Annotated in this window: 20 protein-coding genes; 17 read left to right on the top strand and 3 right to left on the bottom strand. The window is 61.2% G+C overall.

Annotated elements, in window-relative coordinates; translation table 11 throughout:
* Nucleotides 1–75: 75 nt before the first annotated feature.
* The 5 genes from BLR20_RS15750 (at nt 76) to BLR20_RS15770 (ending at nt 3,984) form a co-directional block, all read left to right on the top strand.
* The gene (locus BLR20_RS15750) at nt 76–648 is read left to right on the top strand and encodes a YqgE/AlgH family protein (RefSeq protein WP_010440039.1); all 573 of its coding nucleotides are present in this window, start codon (nt 76–78) and stop codon (nt 646–648) included.
* Nucleotides 648–1,088 (top strand): Holliday junction resolvase RuvX, encoded by a 441-nt coding sequence (ruvX, locus tag BLR20_RS15755; protein ID WP_010440037.1) that lies wholly within the window; start codon nt 648–650, stop codon nt 1,086–1,088. Before BLR20_RS15750 ends, ruvX begins: the two co-directional genes overlap by 1 nt.
* 98 nt (nt 1,089–1,186) lie before the next feature.
* Nucleotides 1,187–1,699, top strand: a complete 513-nt coding sequence (pyrR, locus tag BLR20_RS15760) for a bifunctional pyr operon transcriptional regulator/uracil phosphoribosyltransferase PyrR (RefSeq protein WP_003366144.1) — start codon at nt 1,187–1,189, stop codon at nt 1,697–1,699.
* A 12-nt stretch (nt 1,700–1,711) separates the two neighbouring features.
* Entirely contained in the window at nt 1,712–2,716 is a 1,005-nt protein-coding gene (locus BLR20_RS15765; RefSeq protein ID WP_003366142.1) for an aspartate carbamoyltransferase catalytic subunit, read from the top strand.
* A complete protein-coding gene (locus BLR20_RS15770) occupies nt 2,713–3,984 on the top strand; it encodes a dihydroorotase (protein ID WP_010440032.1) in 1,272 nt (423 codons plus the stop codon). The genes BLR20_RS15765 and BLR20_RS15770 overlap by 4 nt, the downstream gene beginning before the upstream one ends.
* A 283-nt stretch (nt 3,985–4,267) precedes the next feature.
* Here the strand turns inward: BLR20_RS15770 and BLR20_RS15780 are convergent, their stop codons facing one another.
* Nucleotides 4,268–4,672, bottom strand: coding sequence for an NINE protein (locus BLR20_RS15780; protein ID WP_003345171.1), 405 nt, complete (start codon nt 4,670–4,672; stop codon nt 4,268–4,270).
* A gap of 250 nt (nt 4,673–4,922) precedes the next feature.
* Here BLR20_RS15780 and BLR20_RS15785 point away from each other — a divergent pair, with 250 nt between their 5' ends.
* Nucleotides 4,923–5,603, top strand: a complete 681-nt coding sequence (locus tag BLR20_RS15785; protein ID WP_010440029.1) for a C40 family peptidase — start codon at nt 4,923–4,925, stop codon at nt 5,601–5,603.
* 93 nt (nt 5,604–5,696) lie between these two features.
* On the opposite strand, the gene BLR20_RS15790 is transcribed toward BLR20_RS15785, so the two are convergent.
* Complete coding sequence (locus tag BLR20_RS15790) at nt 5,697–6,731, bottom strand: type IV pilus twitching motility protein PilT (RefSeq protein ID WP_010440024.1); 1,035 nt, start codon at nt 6,729–6,731, stop codon at nt 5,697–5,699.
* A gap of 55 nt (nt 6,732–6,786) precedes the next feature.
* Here BLR20_RS15790 and BLR20_RS15795 point away from each other — a divergent pair, with 55 nt between their 5' ends.
* From BLR20_RS15795 to BLR20_RS15835, 8 genes are all read left to right on the top strand, one after another.
* Nucleotides 6,787–7,473, top strand: coding sequence for a YggS family pyridoxal phosphate-dependent enzyme (locus BLR20_RS15795; protein ID WP_054992560.1), 687 nt, complete (start codon nt 6,787–6,789; stop codon nt 7,471–7,473).
* A 21-nt stretch (nt 7,474–7,494) separates the two neighbouring features.
* Complete coding sequence (gene proC, locus BLR20_RS15800) at nt 7,495–8,313, top strand: pyrroline-5-carboxylate reductase (RefSeq protein ID WP_054992559.1); 819 nt, start codon at nt 7,495–7,497, stop codon at nt 8,311–8,313.
* A 25-nt stretch (nt 8,314–8,338) separates the two neighbouring features.
* Nucleotides 8,339–8,929: a YggT family protein gene (locus BLR20_RS15805; RefSeq protein ID WP_010440016.1), complete on the top strand. Its 591-nt coding sequence runs from the start codon at nt 8,339–8,341 to the stop codon at nt 8,927–8,929.
* Between the two features lie 610 nt (nt 8,930–9,539).
* Entirely contained in the window at nt 9,540–10,679 is a 1,140-nt protein-coding gene (gene metX, locus BLR20_RS15815) for a homoserine O-succinyltransferase MetX (RefSeq protein ID WP_010429616.1), read from the top strand.
* Between the two features lie 7 nt (nt 10,680–10,686).
* Nucleotides 10,687–11,307 (top strand): methionine biosynthesis protein MetW, encoded by a 621-nt coding sequence (metW, locus tag BLR20_RS15820; RefSeq protein ID WP_003316724.1) that lies wholly within the window; start codon nt 10,687–10,689, stop codon nt 11,305–11,307.
* 33 nt (nt 11,308–11,340) lie between these two features.
* A complete protein-coding gene (rdgB, locus tag BLR20_RS15825; RefSeq protein WP_032613349.1) occupies nt 11,341–11,934 on the top strand; it encodes an RdgB/HAM1 family non-canonical purine NTP pyrophosphatase in 594 nt (197 codons plus the stop codon).
* Nucleotides 11,931–13,145, top strand: a complete 1,215-nt coding sequence (gene hemW / locus BLR20_RS15830) for a radical SAM family heme chaperone HemW (RefSeq protein WP_054992558.1) — start codon at nt 11,931–11,933, stop codon at nt 13,143–13,145. Before rdgB ends, hemW begins: the two co-directional genes overlap by 4 nt.
* A 9-nt stretch (nt 13,146–13,154) precedes the next feature.
* A complete protein-coding gene (locus BLR20_RS15835) occupies nt 13,155–13,478 on the top strand; it encodes a DUF3392 domain-containing protein (protein ID WP_002551720.1) in 324 nt (107 codons plus the stop codon).
* 69 nt (nt 13,479–13,547) lie between these two features.
* Here BLR20_RS15835 and ilvD read toward each other — a convergent pair whose 3' ends face one another.
* Nucleotides 13,548–15,395, bottom strand: coding sequence for a dihydroxy-acid dehydratase (gene ilvD / locus BLR20_RS15840; RefSeq protein ID WP_054992557.1), 1,848 nt, complete (start codon nt 15,393–15,395; stop codon nt 13,548–13,550).
* Nucleotides 15,396–15,732: 337 nt separating this feature from the next.
* Between ilvD and alaC the strand changes: the two genes are divergently transcribed.
* The 3 genes from alaC (at nt 15,733) to ltnD (ending at nt 18,701) form a co-directional block, all read left to right on the top strand.
* A complete protein-coding gene (gene alaC / locus BLR20_RS15845; RefSeq protein ID WP_003346356.1) occupies nt 15,733–16,941 on the top strand; it encodes an alanine transaminase in 1,209 nt (402 codons plus the stop codon).
* A gap of 173 nt (nt 16,942–17,114) precedes the next feature.
* Nucleotides 17,115–17,570, top strand: coding sequence for a YkgJ family cysteine cluster protein (locus tag BLR20_RS15850; RefSeq protein ID WP_002551717.1), 456 nt, complete (start codon nt 17,115–17,117; stop codon nt 17,568–17,570).
* A 225-nt stretch (nt 17,571–17,795) separates the two neighbouring features.
* Entirely contained in the window at nt 17,796–18,701 is a 906-nt protein-coding gene (ltnD, locus tag BLR20_RS15855; RefSeq protein WP_010429627.1) for an L-threonate dehydrogenase, read from the top strand.
* Nucleotides 18,702–18,710 lie beyond the last annotated feature (9 nt).

Consider the following 18,710-nt stretch of genomic DNA (forward strand, 5'->3'; position numbering starts at 1 on the left):
CTTTTTTGCCTGCTGGCGCCCGACACCCGCACGTGTCAGTTGTCAGCCGGGCAAGGCAACGCCAAACTAGGGCTCATGAAAAAAGTCTCTCCGAGTTATCTCAAGCACCAGTTCCTCATCGCCATGCCGCACATGCACGATGAAAACTTTGCTCAGACCTTGACCTACGTTGTCGAGCACAACGCCAATGGCGCCATGGGACTGGTGATCAACCGCCCGCAAAGCCTGACCCTGGCCGATGTACTCGAACAACTGCGACCCGAGCTTCCGGCACCGAGACACTGCCAGGACATCGTCATTCATACCGGCGGACCAGTGCAGACCGATCGGGGCTTTGTCCTGCATCCCACCGGCCAGACCTTTCAAGCAACGGTCAATCTTCCGGGCGGGATTTCCTTGTCGACCTCTCAGGATGTGCTGTTCTCCATCGCCGATGGTTACGGGCCTGATCAAAATGTGATCACCCTGGGTTACGCGGGATGGGATGCAGGTCAACTGGATGCCGAAATGGCCGACAATGCCTGGCTGACCTGTTCGTTCGATCCGGCCATCCTGTTCGATGTCGACAGCGAGCAGCGTCTGGATGCCGCCGCCAGACGCCTGGGCATCAACCTCAACCTGATCTCGACCCAGGCAGGGCACGCTTGATGGCCGCCTTACGGCTGCTGCTGGGCATTGATTACGGCACCAAACAGATCGGCGTTGCAGTCGGCCAGGCGATTACCGGTCAGGCACGTGAACTCTGTACGCTCAAGGCGCAGAATGGCGTGCCGGACTGGGACAAGGTCCAGGCGCTGATCAACGAGTGGAAACCTGATGCGATCGTGGTCGGTCTGCCGTTGAACATGGACGGCACGCCCAGCGACATGAGCGCGCGCGCGGAAAAGTTTTCGCGCAGGCTCAACGGACGCTTTGGTGTAACGGTCTACACCCATGATGAACGCCTGACCACCTTCGAAGCCAAAGGCGAGCGCATGGCGCGCGGCGGCCAGAAAGGCAGCTATCGCGACAATCCGGTGGACGCCATTGCCGCTGCGCTGTTGCTGCAAGGCTGGCTCGACGAGCACCCCGAACTGCTGAATGTGTGACTTTTTCTGCCTTTATCGCTTCGAGATACCCGGATTCCACGTTATCGCTTGAGCATCGCGCCACGGACCGACGCTGCCCGAGCCTCTAAGGAGCAACCATGAGCCTGCCCGATCCCGCCGAACTGATTCGTCAGATGGCCACTGACCTGAACGCTCACCTGAGCAAGCGCGGCATCAGCGACCCTCGTTTCATCGGCATCCGCACTGGCGGTGTCTGGGTCGCCCAGGCGCTGCTCAAGGCGCTGAACAACCCCGCTCCACTGGGCACCCTGGACGTTTCGTTCTATCGCGATGATTTCAGCCAGAATGGCCTGCACCCTCAAGTGCGCCCTTCTGAACTGCCGTTCGAAATCGAAGGCCAGCACCTGGTGCTGATCGATGACGTGCTGATGAGCGGCCGTACCGTCCGCGCCGCGCTCAACGAGCTGTTCGATTACGGCCGCCCGGCCAGCGTCACGCTGGTCTGCCTGCTGGACCTGGACGCCGGAGAGTTGCCGGTGCGTCCGAACGTGGTCGGCGCTACCCTGTCGCTGGCACCGAATGAACGCATCAAGCTGTCCGGCCCCGAGCCGCTGGCGCTCGAACTTCAAGACCTCTCCACCGCCCTTTAAGAGTCCATTGCGATGACGCCTCTCGACGCCAAGCGCCCGCTGCAGCTCAATCACCTGGGCCAGCTGCGCCATTTCCTGTCTCTGGACGGCTTGCCCCGCGAGCTGCTCACCGAAATTCTCGACACGGCCGACTCGTTCCTCGAGGTCGGCGCCCGGGCGGTGAAGAAAGTCCCATTGTTGCGCGGCAAGACGGTGTGCAACGTATTCTTCGAGAACTCCACGCGCACCCGGACCACCTTTGAACTGGCGGCCCAGCGCTTGTCAGCCGACGTGATCACGCTGAACGTCTCGACCTCGTCCACCAGCAAGGGTGAGACGCTGTTCGACACTTTGCGCAACCTTGAAGCGATGGCCGCCGACATGTTCGTCGTGCGCCACGCCGACTCGGGCGCGGCGCATTTCATTGCCGAGCACGTATGCCCGGACGTCGCGATCATCAACGGCGGCGACGGCCGCCATGCTCACCCGACCCAGGGCATGCTCGACATGCTGACCATCCGCCGTCACAAGGGCGGTTTCGAGAACCTCTCGGTGGCCATCGTCGGCGATATCCTGCATTCACGGGTGGCACGCTCCAATATGCTCGCGCTCAAGGCGCTGGGTTGCCCGGATATCCGCGTGATCGGGCCGAAAACCCTGCTGCCGGTAGGCGTCGAGCAATACGGGGTCAAGGTCTACACCGACCTCAACGAAGGTTTGAAGGACGTGGACGTGGTCATCATGCTGCGTCTGCAGCGTGAACGCATGACCGGTGGCCTGCTGCCCAGCGAAGGCGAGTTCTACCGCCTGTTCGGCCTGACCACCGCGCGCCTGGCGGCCGCCAAGCCGGATGCGATTGTCATGCACCCCGGCCCGATCAACCGCGGCGTGGAAATCGAGTCCGCAGTGGCCGACGGCGCGCATTCGGTGATTCTCAATCAAGTCACTTACGGTATCGCGATCCGCATGGCGGTGCTGTCCATGGCCATGAGCGGACAAAACGCGCAACGCCAATTCGAACAGGAGAACGCCCAGTGAAGCTCAGCATCCTCGGCGCTCGCGTCATCGACCCGGTCAGCGGGCTGGATCAGATCACTGACCTGCACGTCGAAGCAGGCAAACTCAGCGCCATCGGTTCGGCACCGGAGGGTTTCGAGCCCACCCAGACCATCGACGCTACCGGGCTGGTTGCAGCACCGGGCCTGGTCGACCTCAACGTATCCCTGCGCGAGCCTGGCTACAGTCGCAAGGGCAGCATCGCCAGCGAAACCCGCGCGGCGGTGGCAGGCGGCGTGACCAGCCTGTGCTGCCCGCCACGTACCAAACCGGTGCTCGACACCTCGGCAGTGGCCGAGCTGATCCTGGACCGCGCCCGTGAGGCCGGGTTCAGCAAGGTGTTCCCCATCGGGGCGCTGAGCAAGGGCCTGGAAGGCGAACAACTGGCAGAGCTGATCGCCCTGCGCGACGCCGGTTGCGTGGCCTTCGGCAACGGCCTGAGCAGCTTCAGCAACACCCGCACGCTGTGCCGGGCGCTGGAATATGCGGCGACCTTTGACCTGACGGTGATTTTCAACTCGCAGGATCGTGATCTGGCCGAAGGTGGTCTGGCGCATGATGGTCCGACGGCCAGTTTCCTGGGCCTGGCGGGCATTCCCGAGACGGCCGAGACCGTGGCGCTGGCTCGCGACCTGCTGCTGGTCGAACAGAGCGGTGTACGCGCGCACTTCAGCCAGCTGACCAGTGCACGCGGCGCGGCGCTGATTGCCCAGGCGCAGGCGCGCGGTCTGCCGGTGACGGCGGATGTCGCGCTGTATCAGTTGATTCTGACTGACGAGGCGCTGATCGACTTCTCCAGCCTCTATCACGTCCAGCCGCCACTGCGCACCCGCGCTGACCGCGATGGTCTGCGTGAAGCGGTGAAGAGCGGAGTCATCCAGGCGATTTCCAGCCACCACCAACCGCACGAACGCGATGCCAAGCTGGCACCGTTTGGCGCTACGGAGCCGGGCATCAGCAGCGTCGAACTGCTGCTGCCGCTGGCCATGACGCTGGTGGACGACGGCCTGCTTGACCTGCCGACCCTGATCGCCCGCCTGAGCAGCGGCCCTGCCGCCGCGCTGCGCCTGCCAGCCGGCAAGCTGAGCGCAGGAGCGCCGGCCGACATCGTGCTGTTCGACCCTGCCGCCTCGACGGTTGCAGGCGAGACCTGGCTGTCAAAAGGCGAAAACTGCCCCTTCATCGGCCATTGTCTGCCGGGCTCGGTACGCTACACACTGGTGGATGGACGTATCAGCTACAGCCGTTGAGCCCGCTCCGGGCTCTCGCTCCCGCACAGAGTACTCATCGTTATAAACAAGTCCGCTTTTGATTCTGGCCGAAGGCCGTAGGAGCGAACTTGTTCGCGAAGGGTTTCGACTATCCTGCGACGCTCCGCGTCGGCATGCCGTTCTGGACGCTCTGCGTCCGGTCTTGAGCATGCGGCGCGGCGCAGATTTGTAACGCGGAGCGTCACGACTGACATTCCCACGCAGAGCGTGAGGACCGATAGGTGTAGGAGCCGCGCTCTGCGTCAGCCCCTCGTCCCAAGCCTCACCCGCGTCGGGCGTTCTTCATCGAGATCTGGTCATTCAATGTCCAGAAATCGTAGAGGATACCGACCAGAAACAACCCGCCGGTAAACAGGTAGATGATCCCGGTAATCCACTTGCCCTGGTACATGCGGTGCACGCCGAACAGGCCGAGGAAGGTCAGCAGCACCCACGCCACGCTGTAGTCGGTGGAGCCGGGTGTAAAGCGCAGGTCGGCGTCACGGTCCATCGACGGGATCAGAAACAGGTCGATCAGCCAGCCGATGCCAAACAGACCGAAGGTGAAGAACCAGATGGTTCCGGTAACCGGTTTACCGTAGTAGAAGCGATGCGCTCCCAAGAACCCGAAAATCCACATCAGGTAGCCCATGACCTTGCTGTGTGTGTCTGAACGATAGGCGTTCATTTTTGCCCTCTTTGCGCTGATAGAAAAAAATACATAACAAAATTGTGACTTGGTTTCCCTATTCCGACGTATGGCACATGAGGCGGTTTAATGCCGCCAAGCCCTTGTCGCTAAAGGGATTAGCCCGAAAAAAGAAAGAGTCTGTCGCATAAAACGCAATGATGCCACTGTGATGCGCTCGACAAATGGGGTCAGTTTTTTTGAAAAAGCTGTTATAAAGTTGCGCGCTGACCACCATGAGCCCTGCCGAATGCGTCCTTTTTTCAAGACATGGCTAACCATTTGCCTATTTATGCCTCTGGCCGCCCACGCCACCAATCGTGAGCAACAACTTCCTGCGAGCTTCTCGGGCTACACCGCCAAAAGCCACTCTTCACCGGCACTCGCGACTCGCAATGCACCCCAGGAAGCCACCACCACCCGAACTCAGTACGGCAATAACACCCACGCCGTCCAGAAGCCGCTTTCACGCAAGAACGCCAAAAAAGTCGCGGCCTTGCAGGCTTCTGTCCCTGCCAAGCAAGGCAACGCCGTTGTAAAGCGCGCCTTGCAGGCTGTGGGGACGCCTTATCGCTGGGGCGGCAACACGCCCGGCAAAGGCCTGGACTGCAGCGGGCTGGTCAAATACGCCTACACGGATGTCCGTGAGGTCGACCTGCCACGCACCTCCAACGCCATGGCCCAGGGTCATGGCCAGACGGTGGATCGCAAGGACCTGAAACCCGGTGATCTGCTGTTCTTCAACATCAAGAGCCGCAACATCAACCACGTCGCCATCTACCTGGGCGACAACAAGTTCGTTCATGCGCCGCGCCGTGGCAAGGCCGTAACTGTCGATACGCTGAACAAACCGTATTGGAACAGCCACTACAAGATCGCCAAGCGCGTGCTGCCCAAGCAGGCAGGACAGATGCGTGTGGTTCAGCGTTGATCTGATCGCAGCCTGAATCTGCAAACTGCACCTCGAAAAAGGGGCCTTGAACGCGTTCAAGGCCCCTTTTTCATTCCTGCAGGCTTCCCACGATCAGAAGTTGTCCGGCACCTTGGCGCGTTCGCGTGCGCTTTCGCGAGTGATCAGCCCCTTCTTCACCAGATCGGCCAGGCACATGTCCAGCGTCTGCATGCCCACCGAGCCGCCAGTCTGGATCGACGAATACATCTGCGCCACCTTGTCCTCGCGGATCAGGTTACGGATCGCCGGGGTGCCCATCATGATTTCGTGCGCCGCCACGCGTCCGCCGCCGACCTTCTTGAGCAACGCCTGCGAAACCACGGCATGCAGCGATTCAGAGAGCATCGAGCGAATCATCGATTTTTCCTGAGCCGGAAACACGTCGACGATCCGGTCGATGGTCTTGGCCGCTGACGTGGTGTGCAGCGTGCCGAATACCAGGTGGCCGGTTTCAGCGGCGGTCAGCGCCAGGCGGATGGTTTCCAGGTCACGCATTTCACCGACCAGAATCACGTCCGGGTCTTCACGCAGCGCCGAGCGCAGGGCCTCCGAGAAACCCAGTGTGTCGCGGTGAACCTCGCGCTGGTTGACCAGACACTTCTTCGACTCGTGGACGAATTCGATCGGGTCCTCGATGGTCAGAATATGGTGATGCTTGTTGTTGTTCAGGTAGTCGATCATCGCTGCCAGGGTGGTCGACTTGCCTGAGCCGGTCGGACCGGTGACCAGAATCAGGCCGCGCGCCACGTCGGTAATCTTCCGAAACACACTACCCATGCCCAAGTCTTCCATGCTCAGGATTTTCGAGGGAATGGTGCGAAATACCGCGCCGGCACCGCGGTTCTGGTTGAAGGCGTTGACCCGAAACCGCGCCACGCCCGGCACTTCAAAGGAAAAGTCGGTTTCCAGCCGCTCTTCGAAGTCCTGCCGTTGCTTGTCGTTCATGATGTCGTAGATCAGCGCCTTGACCTCCTTCGCGTCCAGCGGGGGCAGGTTGATACGCCGTACATCGCCGTCGACGCGGATCATCGGCGGCAGACCTGCAGAGAGGTGCAAGTCCGACGCGCCCTGTTTGGCACTGAAGGCCAGCAGCTCGGTAATATCCATACAGCTCCTCAATCACATAGAATGCCGCAGACTTTAGCCCTGCTGGCGCAAATCAATGTCCACGATAGCAGCGAACATTTCAACGCTCGAACAGCGAATTCGCGACGCAGCGCTTGCCGCTGAACGCGATCCGGCGTCCGTCGGCCTGCTGGCGGTGAGCAAAACCAAGCCCGCCAGTGACCTGCGTGAAGCTTACACCGCAGGTTTGCGCGATTTTGGCGAAAATTATCTACAGGAAGCACTGGGCAAACAGCTCGAACTGAGCGACCTGCCCTTGTGCTGGCACTTTATAGGCCCCATTCAATCGAACAAGACGCGAGCTATCGCCGAGAACTTCGACTGGGTACATTCCGTGGACCGCCTGAAAATCGCTCAACGCCTGTCCGAGCAACGCCCCGAAGCGCTTGAACCGCTGAACATCTGCATTCAGGTGAACGTCAGTGGCGAAGCCAGCAAGTCGGGCTGTACGCCTCAGGACCTGCCTGCGCTGGCCGCGGCCATCATGGCGCTGCCGCGACTCAGGTTGCGCGGCCTGATGGCCATCCCCGAGCCCACAGACGATCCTGCGGCGCAGAAAGCATCCTTCGCCGCAGTGCGCACACTGCAGGAGCAGTTGAACCTGCCGCTCGACACACTTTCCATGGGCATGAGCCACGACCTGGAAGCCGCCATTGCACAAGGCGCGACCTGGGTGCGTATCGGCACCGCTCTTTTTGGCGCCCGCGACTATGGCCAGCCATAACCTCTTCATAAGGACCCCTTCATGAGCAAGACCCGAATTGCCTTCGTCGGAGCCGGAAACATGGCCGCCAGCCTGATCGGCGGCCTGCGCGCACAGGGCGTGGAGGCGGCACTGATCAGTGCCAGTGCCCCGGGTGCCGAAACCCGCGAGCGCATCGCCAATGATCACGGCATCCAGGTATTCGCCGACAACGCCGACGCCATCAGTGGCGCCGACGTGGTGGTGCTGGCGGTCAAGCCGCAGATGATGAAAAACGTCTGTCAGGCCCTGAAGCCCAGTCTCGAACCTCACCAGCTGATTGTTTCGGTCGCGGCCGGCATCACCTGCGCCAGCCTGACTCAGTGGCTGGGCGAGCAGCCGGTGGTGCGCTGCATGCCCAATACCCCCTCGCTGCTGCGTCAGGGGGCCAGCGGGCTGTATGCGACCGACAACGTCACGCCAGAGCAGCGTGAGCAGGCCGAGGCGTTGTTGGCCGCGGTCGGCATCGCCGTCTGGGTCGAGCAGGAAAAGCACATGGACGCTGTCACGGCAGTGTCCGGCAGTGGTCCGGCGTATTTCTTTCTGATGATGGAAGCGATGACCGCGGCAGGCATGAAACTGGGGCTGCCGGAGGACATCGCTAAAAAGCTGACCCTGCAAACAGCGCTGGGCTCGGCCTTGATCGCGACCGGCAGCGATGTGGACGCGGGCGAACTGCGGCGTCGTGTCGCCTCACCGGGCGGGACCACCGAGGCAGCCATCAAGGCATTTCAGGCGGGTGGCTTCGAGGCACTGGTGGAAACGGCACTGACCGCCGCAGACCATCGTGCAGCCGAGCTGGCTGAACAACTGGGCAAATAATTTTCGGGTTTTCTGGAGCAGATCGATGATCGGATTGAACACCGCTGCAATTTACGTCCTGCAGACGCTTGGCAGTCTTTACCTGCTGATCGTGCTGTTGCGTTTCGTCCTGCAACTGGTACGGGCCAACTTCTATAACCCTCTCTGCCAGTTCATCGTGCGCGCCACCCAGCCGCTGCTCAAGCCGCTGCGGCGCATCATCCCCAGCCTGTTCGGGCTGGACATGTCGTCGCTGGTGCTGGCAATCATCGTGCAGATGATCCTGATGGCCCTGACCCTGCTGCTGATGTTCGGCACCACGGGCGACCCGCTGCACCTGCTGCTGTGGTCGATCATCGGCGTGACCGCGCTGTTCCTGAAGATCTTCTTCTTTGCCCTGATCATCAGCGTGATTCTGTCGTGGGTCGCACCGGGCAGCCATAACCCTGGTGCGGAACTGGTCAACCAGATCTGCGAACCGGCACTGGCACCATTTCGCAAGATCGTCCCGAACCTGGGCGGCCTGGACATCTCGCCGATCCTCGCATTCCTGGTGCTCAAGCTGCTGGACATGCTGGTCATCAACAACCTCGCCGCCATGAGCAGCATGCCGGATGTGCTGCGGTTGTTGATGTAAGCATTCCTGCTACCACGCTGGAGCGTGAGGAACGATCACCTTGTAACTATCGTGCCCATGCGTGGGGACGATGGTCATCAGCTCACAAGCCGTGCCTTTAGCTAAATTGCTCTAAAGCGCTTTTCGAGCACGATGGCACAGACGACGCAGAGTGCGACGTAAGTGACGGCTGAGTCCTGGCGCTGATCCGGGGGTAGCCTGGCAGGACGCCAGGCTAGCCGCACCGGGCCATGGATGGCCCGTTGCGGCGACCCCCGGATCAGTGACAGGGCGAAGGAACCCGACGAAGTCGGGCCGGAAACGGAGCTAGGGGCTTTGGTTACTTTGGCCCCATCAAAGTGACTCGCCGAGGGGCGAAAAGGTGAACTGAGCCGAACCTCAATCCACCTGACATCGCAGAACCGCCGTGTGACGCAGAGCGTCACGAACTGCATTCCCACGCGGAGCGTGAGGAACGATAGGCGTCCGCAAGAACACCTATCGTGCCCAAGCGTGAGGAACGATAGTTCTGTAACTATCGTGCCGTTGATTGACGCCTCACAACATCCCTTATTGCCGCTGCACCCCGCGGTCTTTAGACTTACGCCTCATTCACGCGAGAGCAGGGTCGATGCCCACGGTATTCCCCCACGATTCTGTCGGACTGGTCACACCGCAAACGGCACATTTCAGCGAGCCTCTGGCGCTGGCCTGCGGTCGTTCGTTGCCAGCCTATGACCTGATTTACGAAACCTACGGTCAACTCAACGCCGCACGCAGCAATGCCGTGCTGATCTGTCATGCGCTGTCAGGGCATCACCATGCCGCGGGTTTCCATAGCGCCGACGACCGCAAACCCGGTTGGTGGGACAGTTGTATCGGTCCCGGCAAGCCTATCGATACCGAAAAGTTCTTTGTCGTCAGCCTCAACAATCTGGGCGGTTGCAACGGTTCGACCGGGCCGAGCAGCATTGATCCGGACACCGGCAAGCCGTTCGGCGCCAACTTCCCGGTGGTGACCGTGGAAGACTGGGTCAACAGCCAAGCCCGGCTGGCCGATCTGCTCGGCATCGACACCTGGGCCGCAGTGATTGGCGGCAGCCTGGGCGGCATGCAGGCGCTGCAATGGACCATCAGCTATCCGCACCGCGTGCGCCACTGCCTGGCAATCGCCTCGGCACCCAAGCTGTCGGCACAGAACATCGCGTTCAACGAGGTGGCCCGCCAGGCCATTCTCACCGACCCGGAATTTCACGGTGGCTCGTTCCAGGAACGCGGCGTGATCCCCAAGCGCGGCCTGATGCTGGCGCGGATGGTCGGGCACATCACCTACCTGTCGGATGACTCGATGGGCGAGAAATTCGGCCGTGGCCTGAAGAGCGAAAAACTCAACTACGACTTCCACAGTGTCGAGTTTCAGGTTGAAAGCTACCTGCGCTATCAGGGTGAAGAGTTTTCCGGGCGTTTCGACGCCAATACCTACCTGTTGATGACCAAGGCGCTGGATTACTTCGACCCTGCGGCGAACTTCAATGACGACCTGGCCAAGACATTCGCCAACGCCACCGCCAAATTCTGCGTGATGTCGTTCACCACCGACTGGCGCTTCTCGCCGGCCCGCTCGCGGGAACTGGTTGACGCGCTGATGGCCGCGCGCAAGGACGTCTGCTACCTGGAAATCGACGCACCGCAAGGCCACGACGCCTTTCTGATCCCGATTCCGCGCTACTTGCAGGCTTTCGGTAATTACATGAACCGAATTTCGTTGTGAGGACGCCATGAGAGCCGATCTGGAAATCATTCAGGAATGGATTCCCGCGGGCAGCCGCGTGCTCGATCTGGGCTGCGGTGACGGCGAATTGCTGACCTGGCTGCGTGACCACAAGCAGGTCACCGGCTACGGGCTGGAAAACGACGCAGCCAACATTGCCGAGTGTGTCGCCAAGGGCATCAACGTCATCGAGCAGGACCTCGACAAGGGGCTCGGCAACTTCGCCAGCAACAGCTTCGACGTCGTGGTCATGACCCAGGCCCTGCAAGCGGTGCATTACCCGGACCGAATCCTCGACGAAATGTTGCGCGTCGGTCGCCAGTGCATCATCACCTTCCCCAATTTCGGCCACTGGCGCTGTCGCTGGTATCTGGCGAGCAAGGGCCGCATGCCGGTGTCCGAATTCCTGCCGTATACCTGGTACAACACGCCGAACATTCACTTCTGCACCTTCGGCGACTTCGAAGAGCTGTGCCGCGAGCGCGATGCGCAGGTGCTCGACAGGCTGGCGGTCGATCAGCAGCACCGTCACGGCTGGGCCAGCAAACTCTGGCCCAATCTGCTCGGCGAGATCGGTATCTACCGCGTCACCAGCCCCGGGCTGACAGACCACAGGATTGCCGTTTAACCGACCGTTTTCATGCACCACGACAGGCCAACCATGAACCTCACACAACTCGTACTGGCCAGCCACAATGGCGGCAAACTCAAGGAACTCCAGGCCATGCTCGGCGGCAGCGTAACGCTGCGCTCGGTCAGCGAGTTCAGCCTGGTGGAGCCGGAAGAAACCGGCCTGTCCTTCGTCGAGAATGCGATCCTCAAGGCACGCAACGCCGCGCGCCTGTCTGGCCTGCCTGCGCTGGCCGACGACTCGGGGCTGGCAGTGGACTTTCTCGGCGGTGCGCCGGGTATCTACTCCGCACGCTACGCCGATGGCCAGGGCGATGCCGCCAACAACGCCAAACTGCTGGAGGCGCTGAAAGACGTGCCGGACGAGCAGCGTGGTGCGCAGTTCGTGTGCGTGTTGGCGCTGGTACGCCACGCCGACGATCCATTGCCGATCCTCTGTGAAGGGCTGTGGCATGGGCGCATTCTGCATGCCGCCAGCGGTGAACACGGCTTCGGCTATGACCCGCTGTTCTGGGTGCCGGAGCGCAACTGCTCCAGCGCCGAACTGGGCCCGACCGAGAAAAACCAGCTCAGCCACCGCGCCCGCGCGATGGTCCTGTTGCGGCAACGCCTGGGTCTGCAATGACCCACGATTCGCCTGCGCAGCCGCTGTTTCTTGGCGCGAGCGGCTTCTCGTCAGAGAGCCCGCGCCCTGCGCTGCCGCACCTGCCGCCGCTGTCGCTGTACATCCACATTCCATGGTGCGTGCGCAAATGCCCGTACTGCGACTTCAACTCGCACACGGCCAGCCCGGTGCTGCCGGAGCAGGAGTACGTCGACGCCCTGCTCGCCGACCTGGACCTTGATCTGCCGCACGTCTACGGCCGCGAGCTGCAATCGATTTTCTTTGGTGGCGGTACGCCGAGTCTGTTCAGCGCCGATGCGCTGGGGCGCCTGCTGAAAGGCGTCGAACAGCGCATCCGCTTTGCCAGCGACATCGAGATCACCCTGGAAGCCAACCCCGGCACCTTCGAGCAGGTCAAGTTCAGCGCCTATCGCGGTCTGGGCATCAACCGCCTGTCGATCGGCATCCAGAGCTTCGAAGAATCCAAACTCAAGGCGCTGGGCCGCATTCACAACGGTGACGAAGCGATTCGTGCCGCCGACATGGCGCGCCAGGCCGGTTTCGACAACTTCAACCTGGACCTGATGCACGGCCTGCCGGATCAATCCCAGGACGAAGCACTGGCCGATCTGCACCAGGCCATTACCCTCGCGCCGACCCATCTGTCTTGGTATCAACTGACCCTGGAGCCCAACACGGTGTTCTGGAATCAGCCACCGGTACTGCCCGAAGACGACATTCTCTGGGACATTCAGGAAGCCGGGCAGCAGTTGCTGGCTGCTCATGGCTACGCGCAATACGAAGTGTCGGCTTATGCACAGCCCGGCAAACCGGCGCGGCATAACCTCAACTATTGGGCGTTCGGTGATTTCATCGGCATCGGCGCAGGCGCACACGGCAAGCTGAGCCACCCGGACGGGCGCATCATGCGCACCTGGAAAACCCGGCTGCCCAAGGATTACCTGAACCCGGACAAGCCGTTTCAGGCCGGTTCCAAGCTATTGCCGCTCGATGAATTGCCGTTTGAATTCCTGATGAACGCACTGCGCCTGACAAATGGTGTGGACGCTGCGTTATTTCGCGAAAGAACCGGTCTAAGCCTCGATTCGCTGGCCAAGGCGCGTCGACAGGCTGAACAAAAGGGGTTGCTGCACCAGGACCCGACACGCCTGATCGCCACGCCACAAGGCCAGCTGTTCCTCAACGACCTGCTGCAATACTTTCTGATCTAAGGACCCTGCATGGATTTCGTACTCGACTTGCTCGCCACCGTCTCGCGCTGGAGCCGCAGCAATCTCTCGGAAATCGCGCTCGCGCTGGTGGGCTGCCTGCTGGTGCTGTTCGGCTCGGACATCAAAGGCTGGCTGGAACAGCGAATCAGCGGCATTACCGGAGCCCTGCGCATCCCGCTCATCGCCCTGCTCTGCGCAGTCGGCAGTGGCGCAGCGCTGATCTACGCAACGCCTTGGGTAGTGCGCGGCCTCAGCCAGTTTAATAACTACAGCCTGGCGCCAGTGCTGCTGGTGGTGCTGGTGTTGATCGGGGTGATTGCCGACCGCAAGTAAGCGCTGCTTTTTCAAACGTAGCAAAAAGCCCGGCATCTCTGCCGGGCTTTTTATTGTTGCCGATGCAGATCAAGGCACCAGCTTGTCCAGCAACGCCTTGTCACGCACCGCGCCCTTGTCGGCGCTGGTCGCCAGCAGGGCGTAGGCCTTGAGGGCGGTGGTCACTTTGCGTGGACGCGACTCGACAGGCTTCCAGCCTTTCTTGTCCTGTTCGGCGCGACGCTCGGCCATTTCGGCATCGTCAATCAGCAGGTTGATCGAGCGATTCGGGATATCGATCAGCACTTTGTCACCGTCGCGCACCAGACCGATCGCTCCGCCTGCCGCAGCTTCCGGTGAGGCGTGGCCGATGGACAGGCCGGAAGTACCGCCCGAGAAACGGCCGTCAGTCAGCAGCGCGCAATCCTTGCCCAGCCCCTTGGACTTCAGGTAGGACGTCGGGTAGAGCATTTCCTGCATGCCCGGGCCGCCTTTCGGGCCTTCGTAGCGGATGATCACGATGTCGCCGGCCTTGACTTCGTCGGCAAGAATCCCGCGTACCGCGCTGTCCTGGCTTTCGAAGATCTTCGCGTTGCCTTCGAAGACGTGGATCGACTCGTCGACACCGGCGGTTTTCACCACACAGCCGTCCAGTGCGATGTTGCCGTACAGCACGGCCAGGCCACCTTCCTGCGAATAGGCGTGCTGGACGCTACGGATGCAGCCGTTTTCACGGTCGTCATCCAGGCTTTCCCAGCGGGTCGACTGGCTGAACGCGGTCTGCGTCGGGATGCCCGCCGGGCCTGCCTTGAAGAAGGTATGCACGGCCTCGTCGTCAGTCTGGGTGATGTCCCATTTGGCGATGCCTTCGGCCAGGGTCTTGCTGTGTACGGTCGGCAGGTCGGTGTGCAGCAGGCCGCCACGGGCCAGCTCGCCGAGGATGCTGAAGATCCCGCCGGCGCGGTGCACGTCTTCCATGTGGTACTTCTGGATGTTCGGCGCGACCTTGCACAGCTGCGGCACCTTGCGCGACAGACGATCAATATGACGCAGGTCGAAATCGATCTCGGCTTCCTGAGCCGCCGCCAGCAGGTGCAGGATGGTGTTGGTCGAACCGCCCATGGCGATGTCCAGCGTCATGGCGTTCTCGAACGCCTTGAAGTTGGCGATGTTGCGCGGCAACACCGAGTCATCGTTTTCCTTGTAGTACTGACGGCACAGGTCAACGATGGTGCGGCCAGCCTGCAGGAACAGTTGCTCGCGGTCGCTGTGGGTGGCCAGTGCGGAACCGTTACCCGGCAGGGCCAGGCCCAGCGCTTCGGTCAGGCAGTTCATCGAGTTGGCGGTGAACATGCCGGAACACGACCCGCAGGTCGGACAGGCGCTGCGCTCGTACTCGGCGACTTTTTCGTCGCTGGCCGTCGAGTCGGCGGCGATGACCATCGCATCGACCAGATCCAGGCCGTGGCTGGCCAGTTTGGTCTTGCCCGCTTCCATCGGCCCGCCGGAGACGAAGATCACCGGAATGTTCAGGCGCAGCGACGCCATCAGCATGCCGGGGGTGATCTTGTCGCAGTTGGAAATGCACACGATGGCGTCGGCGCAATGCGCGTTGACCATGTACTCGACCGAGTCGGCAATGATCTCGCGGCTCGGCAGCGAATAGAGCATGCCGTCGTGGCCCATGGCGATGCCGTCGTCGACCGCAATGGTGTTGAATTCCTTGGCCACGCCACCGGCGCGTTCGACTTCACGAGCGACCAGCTGGCCCATGTCCTTGAGGTGGACGTGGCCCGGTACGAACTGGGTGAAGGAGTTGGCGATGGCGATGATCGGTTTCTTGAAGTCTTCATCCTTCATGCCCGTGGCGCGCCACAGGGCACGGGCGCCGGCCATGTTGCGGCCGTGGGTGGAGGTTTTCGAGCGGTAATCAGGCATTGGAGCACTCCGGCAAAAATAAGGCTGATCAGGAAGGGAGTGAGCTTCTATTGACGTCGCGGACGAGCGGCAGTGACCGCAGGCAGCGAAGAAACCGAACACCACGGGATCACCGTGTACTCGGCCTGAGCTCATAAACCCGCCGGGGATGACTGGCGATGAATAGCGTCGATTCTACACCGCCGGGTGGTTTGGTGGGGTCCGAATATCGGTCTTGGCACGGGGTTGCAAATCCCGATGGACAAAAGGCTATCAGCGCATTTATCTTCCTCGCCAGGCCGCCTCATGTGGCCACGTCGCTCGGACGGTTCCGGGCGCTTACGTACGCGAGATACTCATGGCAGACCAAGGTTCGCCGCGCCGCTTTGCGCGCATCGATCGACTCCCCCCTTACGTGTTCAACATCACCGCCGAGCTGAAAATGGCTGCTCGTCGTCGCGGTGAGGACATTATCGACCTGAGCATGGGCAACCCCGATGGGGCCACACCGCCGCACATTGTCGAAAAACTGATCACCGTCGCCCAGCGCGAAGACACCCACGGCTACTCCACCTCGCGCGGCATTCCACGCCTGCGCCGGGCGATTTCCAATTGGTACAAGAAACGCTACGAGGTCGACATCGACCCTGAAAGCGAAGCGATCGTGACCATTGGTTCCAAGGAAGGCCTGGCCCACCTGATGCTCGCCACGCTGGATCAGGGCGACACGGTGCTGGTGCCCAACCCCAGTTACCCGATCCACATCTACGGTGCCGTGATTGCCGGCGCCCAGGTGCGATCGGTGCCGCTGGTGCCGGGCGTGGACTTCTTCGACGAACTGGAAAAAGCCATTCGCGGCTCGATTCCCAAGCCGAAGATGATGATTCTGGGCTTCCCGTCCAACCCGACCGCGCAATGCGTGGAGCTGGATTTCTTCGAGCGCGTGGTGGCCCTGGCCAAACAGTACGACGTGCTGGTGGTGCATGACCTGGCGTACGCCGACATCGTCTACGACGGCTGGAAAGCCCCGTCGATCATGCAGGTTCCGGGTGCCAAGGACATTGCCGTCGAGTTCTTCACCCTGTCCAAGAGCTACAACATGGCAGGCTGGCGGATTGGCTTCATGGTCGGCAACCCCGAGCTGGTGAATGCACTGGCGCGGATCAAGAGTTACCACGACTACGGTACCTTTACGCCACTGCAGGTGGCGGCGATTGCCGCGCTGGAAGGCGATCAGCAATGCGTGCTCGACATTGCCGAGCAGTATCGCCAGCGCCGCAATGTGCTGGTCAAGGGCTTGCACGAGCTGGGCTGGATGGTCGAGAACCCCAAGGCCTCTATGTATGTCTGGGCGAAGATTCCACAAGCCTATGCGCACCTGGGTTCGCTGGAGTTCGCCAAGAAGCTGCTGGCCGAAGCCAAGGTGTGTGTCTCGCCGGGCATCGGTTTCGGCGAGTACGGCGACGACCACGTGCGCTTTGCCCTGATCGAGAATCAGGACCGCATCCGCCAGGCCGTTCGCGGCATCCGCAGCATGTTCAGGGCCGACGACAAGCTCAAGTCCTGAGCCCCCACTGAGACACCGCGCCTGCTGACCGACTGCGCTCGGCAGGCGTGGACTCTGCAGCCAACTGCCTCCCCACACCCGACCGACAGTCGCCTCGGCAATTTTTGCTTTCTGCAAATCGCTGCAGACCGGTATGATCGCGCGCCCCGATACACCCGGAAGCCTGACCTGAAATGAAACCCACCTTGATCGCCGCCGCAGAACTCGATCGCATCGACACCTGGGCCAAATACTCCAGCCACATGTGCGGAGGCTGCGTGTCCAGTTGCTGCACGCTGCCGGTCGAAGTGAAGATCAAGGACCTGATCCGCATCGGCATCGTCGATGAGTTCGAACGCGGCGACCCGGCGAAGAACATCGCCAAGCGTCTGCAGAAAGAAGGCATCGTCGAGCGCTACAACCAGAAGTCCGAGATCTTCACCTTGCAGCGCATGAGCAACAACGACTGCCTGTACCTGGATCGCAAGAGCCGCCTGTGCACCATCTATGACAAGCGCCCGGACACCTGCCGCAACCACCCGAAAGTCGGGCCGCGTCCAGGTTATTGCGCGTACAAGCCCAAAGAAGTCGTGCGTCAGGAAAGCGGCTCACTGAGAAACGCCACCAGCGCGCCAGTGCCGAAATTCTGATTCGTGAAAGGCGGCGCAGCACGCCGAACATCATCGTTGTCAATCAAGCCCCGCACAGGGGCTTTTTTGTGCGCGATGGAAAAAGCCTATCGATGTTAATTTTTGTGAAAAATAAAAATACTTCACATTATTTACTCATTGATTCACTATCCAATTCACAGATCAGAACAATAACGTCCGAATGCCGGCTTCACAGGCATCGGCACTGACTTCGAGGATTACTGCATGACTGGCAAAAACGTTGGCGTTATCGGCCTGGGTGCGATGGGTCTGGGCATTGCCCGCTCGTTGCTGCGTAGCGGCTTCACTGTGCATGCCTGTGATGTGCGCACCAGCGTGACCGAAGCATTCGCCCAGGAAGGCGGGGTTGCCTGTGATTCTCCGGCCAGCATGGCCGCTGCCTGCGATGTGATCATCACCGTCGTGGTCAATGCCGAGCAGACCGAAACCGTACTGTTTGGCGAGAACGGCGCCATTGCCGCCCTGCGTCCAGGCTGCCTGGTCATCGGTTGCGCCACCGTCGCGCCAACCTTTGCTGTCGAGCTTGGCGAGCGTCTGGCTGCACAGAACCTGCTGTACCTCGATGCGCCTATCTCCGGGGGTGCCGCCAAGGCTGCCGCTGGCCAGATGACCATGATGACCTCCGGTCCGGCCGATTCCTATGCCAAGGCAGAAGCCATCCTCAACGGCATGGCCGGCAAGGTCTATCGCCTGGGCGACGTCCACGGTCTGGGTTCGAAAGTCAAAATCATCAATCAGTTGCTCGCTGGCGTACACATCGCAGCAAGCGCCGAAGCCATGGCCCTCGGCCTGCGCGAAGGTGTCGATGCTGACGCGCTGTATGAAGTGATCACCAACAGTGCCGGTAACTCGTGGATGTTCGAAAACCGCGTGCCGCACATCCTCAATGCCGATTACACGCCGCTGTCGGCAGTGGACATCTTCGTCAAGGACCTGGGTCTGGTGTTGGATACCGCACGCAGCAGCAAATTCCCGCTGCCGCTCTCGGCCACCGCGCACCAGATGTTCATGCAGGCATCCAGCGCCGGCTTCGGCCGCGAGGATGACTCGGCAGTGATCAAGATTTTCCCGGGCATCGAGTTGCCGAAAGCCAAGCCGGAAAAAGCCTGAGGAGCGACT

It is taken from the genome of Pseudomonas congelans (assembly GCF_900103225.1).
Taxonomy (GTDB): domain Bacteria; phylum Pseudomonadota; class Gammaproteobacteria; order Pseudomonadales; family Pseudomonadaceae; genus Aquipseudomonas; species Aquipseudomonas congelans.

Bases quoted from the DNA above. Each gene is read 5' to 3' on its own strand.
- BLR20_RS15850 (WP_002551717.1), top strand. From the start codon at position 17,115: ATGAAACCCACCTTGATCGCCGCCGCAGAACTCGATCGCATCGACACC.
- BLR20_RS15750 (WP_010440039.1), top strand. From the start codon at position 76: ATGAAAAAAGTCTCTCCGAGTTATCTCAAGCACCAGTTCCTCATCGCC.
- ruvX (WP_010440037.1), top strand. From the start codon at position 648: ATGGCCGCCTTACGGCTGCTGCTGGGCATTGATTACGGCACCAAACAG.
- BLR20_RS15835 (WP_002551720.1), top strand. From the start codon at position 13,155: ATGGATTTCGTACTCGACTTGCTCGCCACCGTCTCGCGCTGGAGCCGC.
- ltnD (WP_010429627.1), top strand. From the start codon at position 17,796: ATGACTGGCAAAAACGTTGGCGTTATCGGCCTGGGTGCGATGGGTCTG.
- metX (WP_010429616.1), top strand. From the start codon at position 9,540: ATGCCCACGGTATTCCCCCACGATTCTGTCGGACTGGTCACACCGCAA.
- BLR20_RS15805 (WP_010440016.1), top strand. From the start codon at position 8,339: ATGATCGGATTGAACACCGCTGCAATTTACGTCCTGCAGACGCTTGGC.
- BLR20_RS15765 (WP_003366142.1), top strand. From the start codon at position 1,712: ATGACGCCTCTCGACGCCAAGCGCCCGCTGCAGCTCAATCACCTGGGC.
- BLR20_RS15795 (WP_054992560.1), top strand. From the start codon at position 6,787: ATGTCCACGATAGCAGCGAACATTTCAACGCTCGAACAGCGAATTCGC.
- metW (WP_003316724.1), top strand. From the start codon at position 10,687: ATGAGAGCCGATCTGGAAATCATTCAGGAATGGATTCCCGCGGGCAGC.
- hemW (WP_054992558.1), top strand. From the start codon at position 11,931: ATGACCCACGATTCGCCTGCGCAGCCGCTGTTTCTTGGCGCGAGCGGC.
- alaC (WP_003346356.1), top strand. From the start codon at position 15,733: ATGGCAGACCAAGGTTCGCCGCGCCGCTTTGCGCGCATCGATCGACTC.
- rdgB (WP_032613349.1), top strand. From the start codon at position 11,341: ATGAACCTCACACAACTCGTACTGGCCAGCCACAATGGCGGCAAACTC.
- BLR20_RS15790 (WP_010440024.1), bottom strand. From the start codon at position 6,731: ATGGATATTACCGAGCTGCTGGCCTTCAGTGCCAAACAGGGCGCGTCG.
- pyrR (WP_003366144.1), top strand. From the start codon at position 1,187: ATGAGCCTGCCCGATCCCGCCGAACTGATTCGTCAGATGGCCACTGAC.
- proC (WP_054992559.1), top strand. From the start codon at position 7,495: ATGAGCAAGACCCGAATTGCCTTCGTCGGAGCCGGAAACATGGCCGCC.
- ilvD (WP_054992557.1), bottom strand. From the start codon at position 15,395: ATGCCTGATTACCGCTCGAAAACCTCCACCCACGGCCGCAACATGGCC.
- BLR20_RS15780 (WP_003345171.1), bottom strand. From the start codon at position 4,672: ATGAACGCCTATCGTTCAGACACACACAGCAAGGTCATGGGCTACCTG.
- BLR20_RS15785 (WP_010440029.1), top strand. From the start codon at position 4,923: ATGCGTCCTTTTTTCAAGACATGGCTAACCATTTGCCTATTTATGCCT.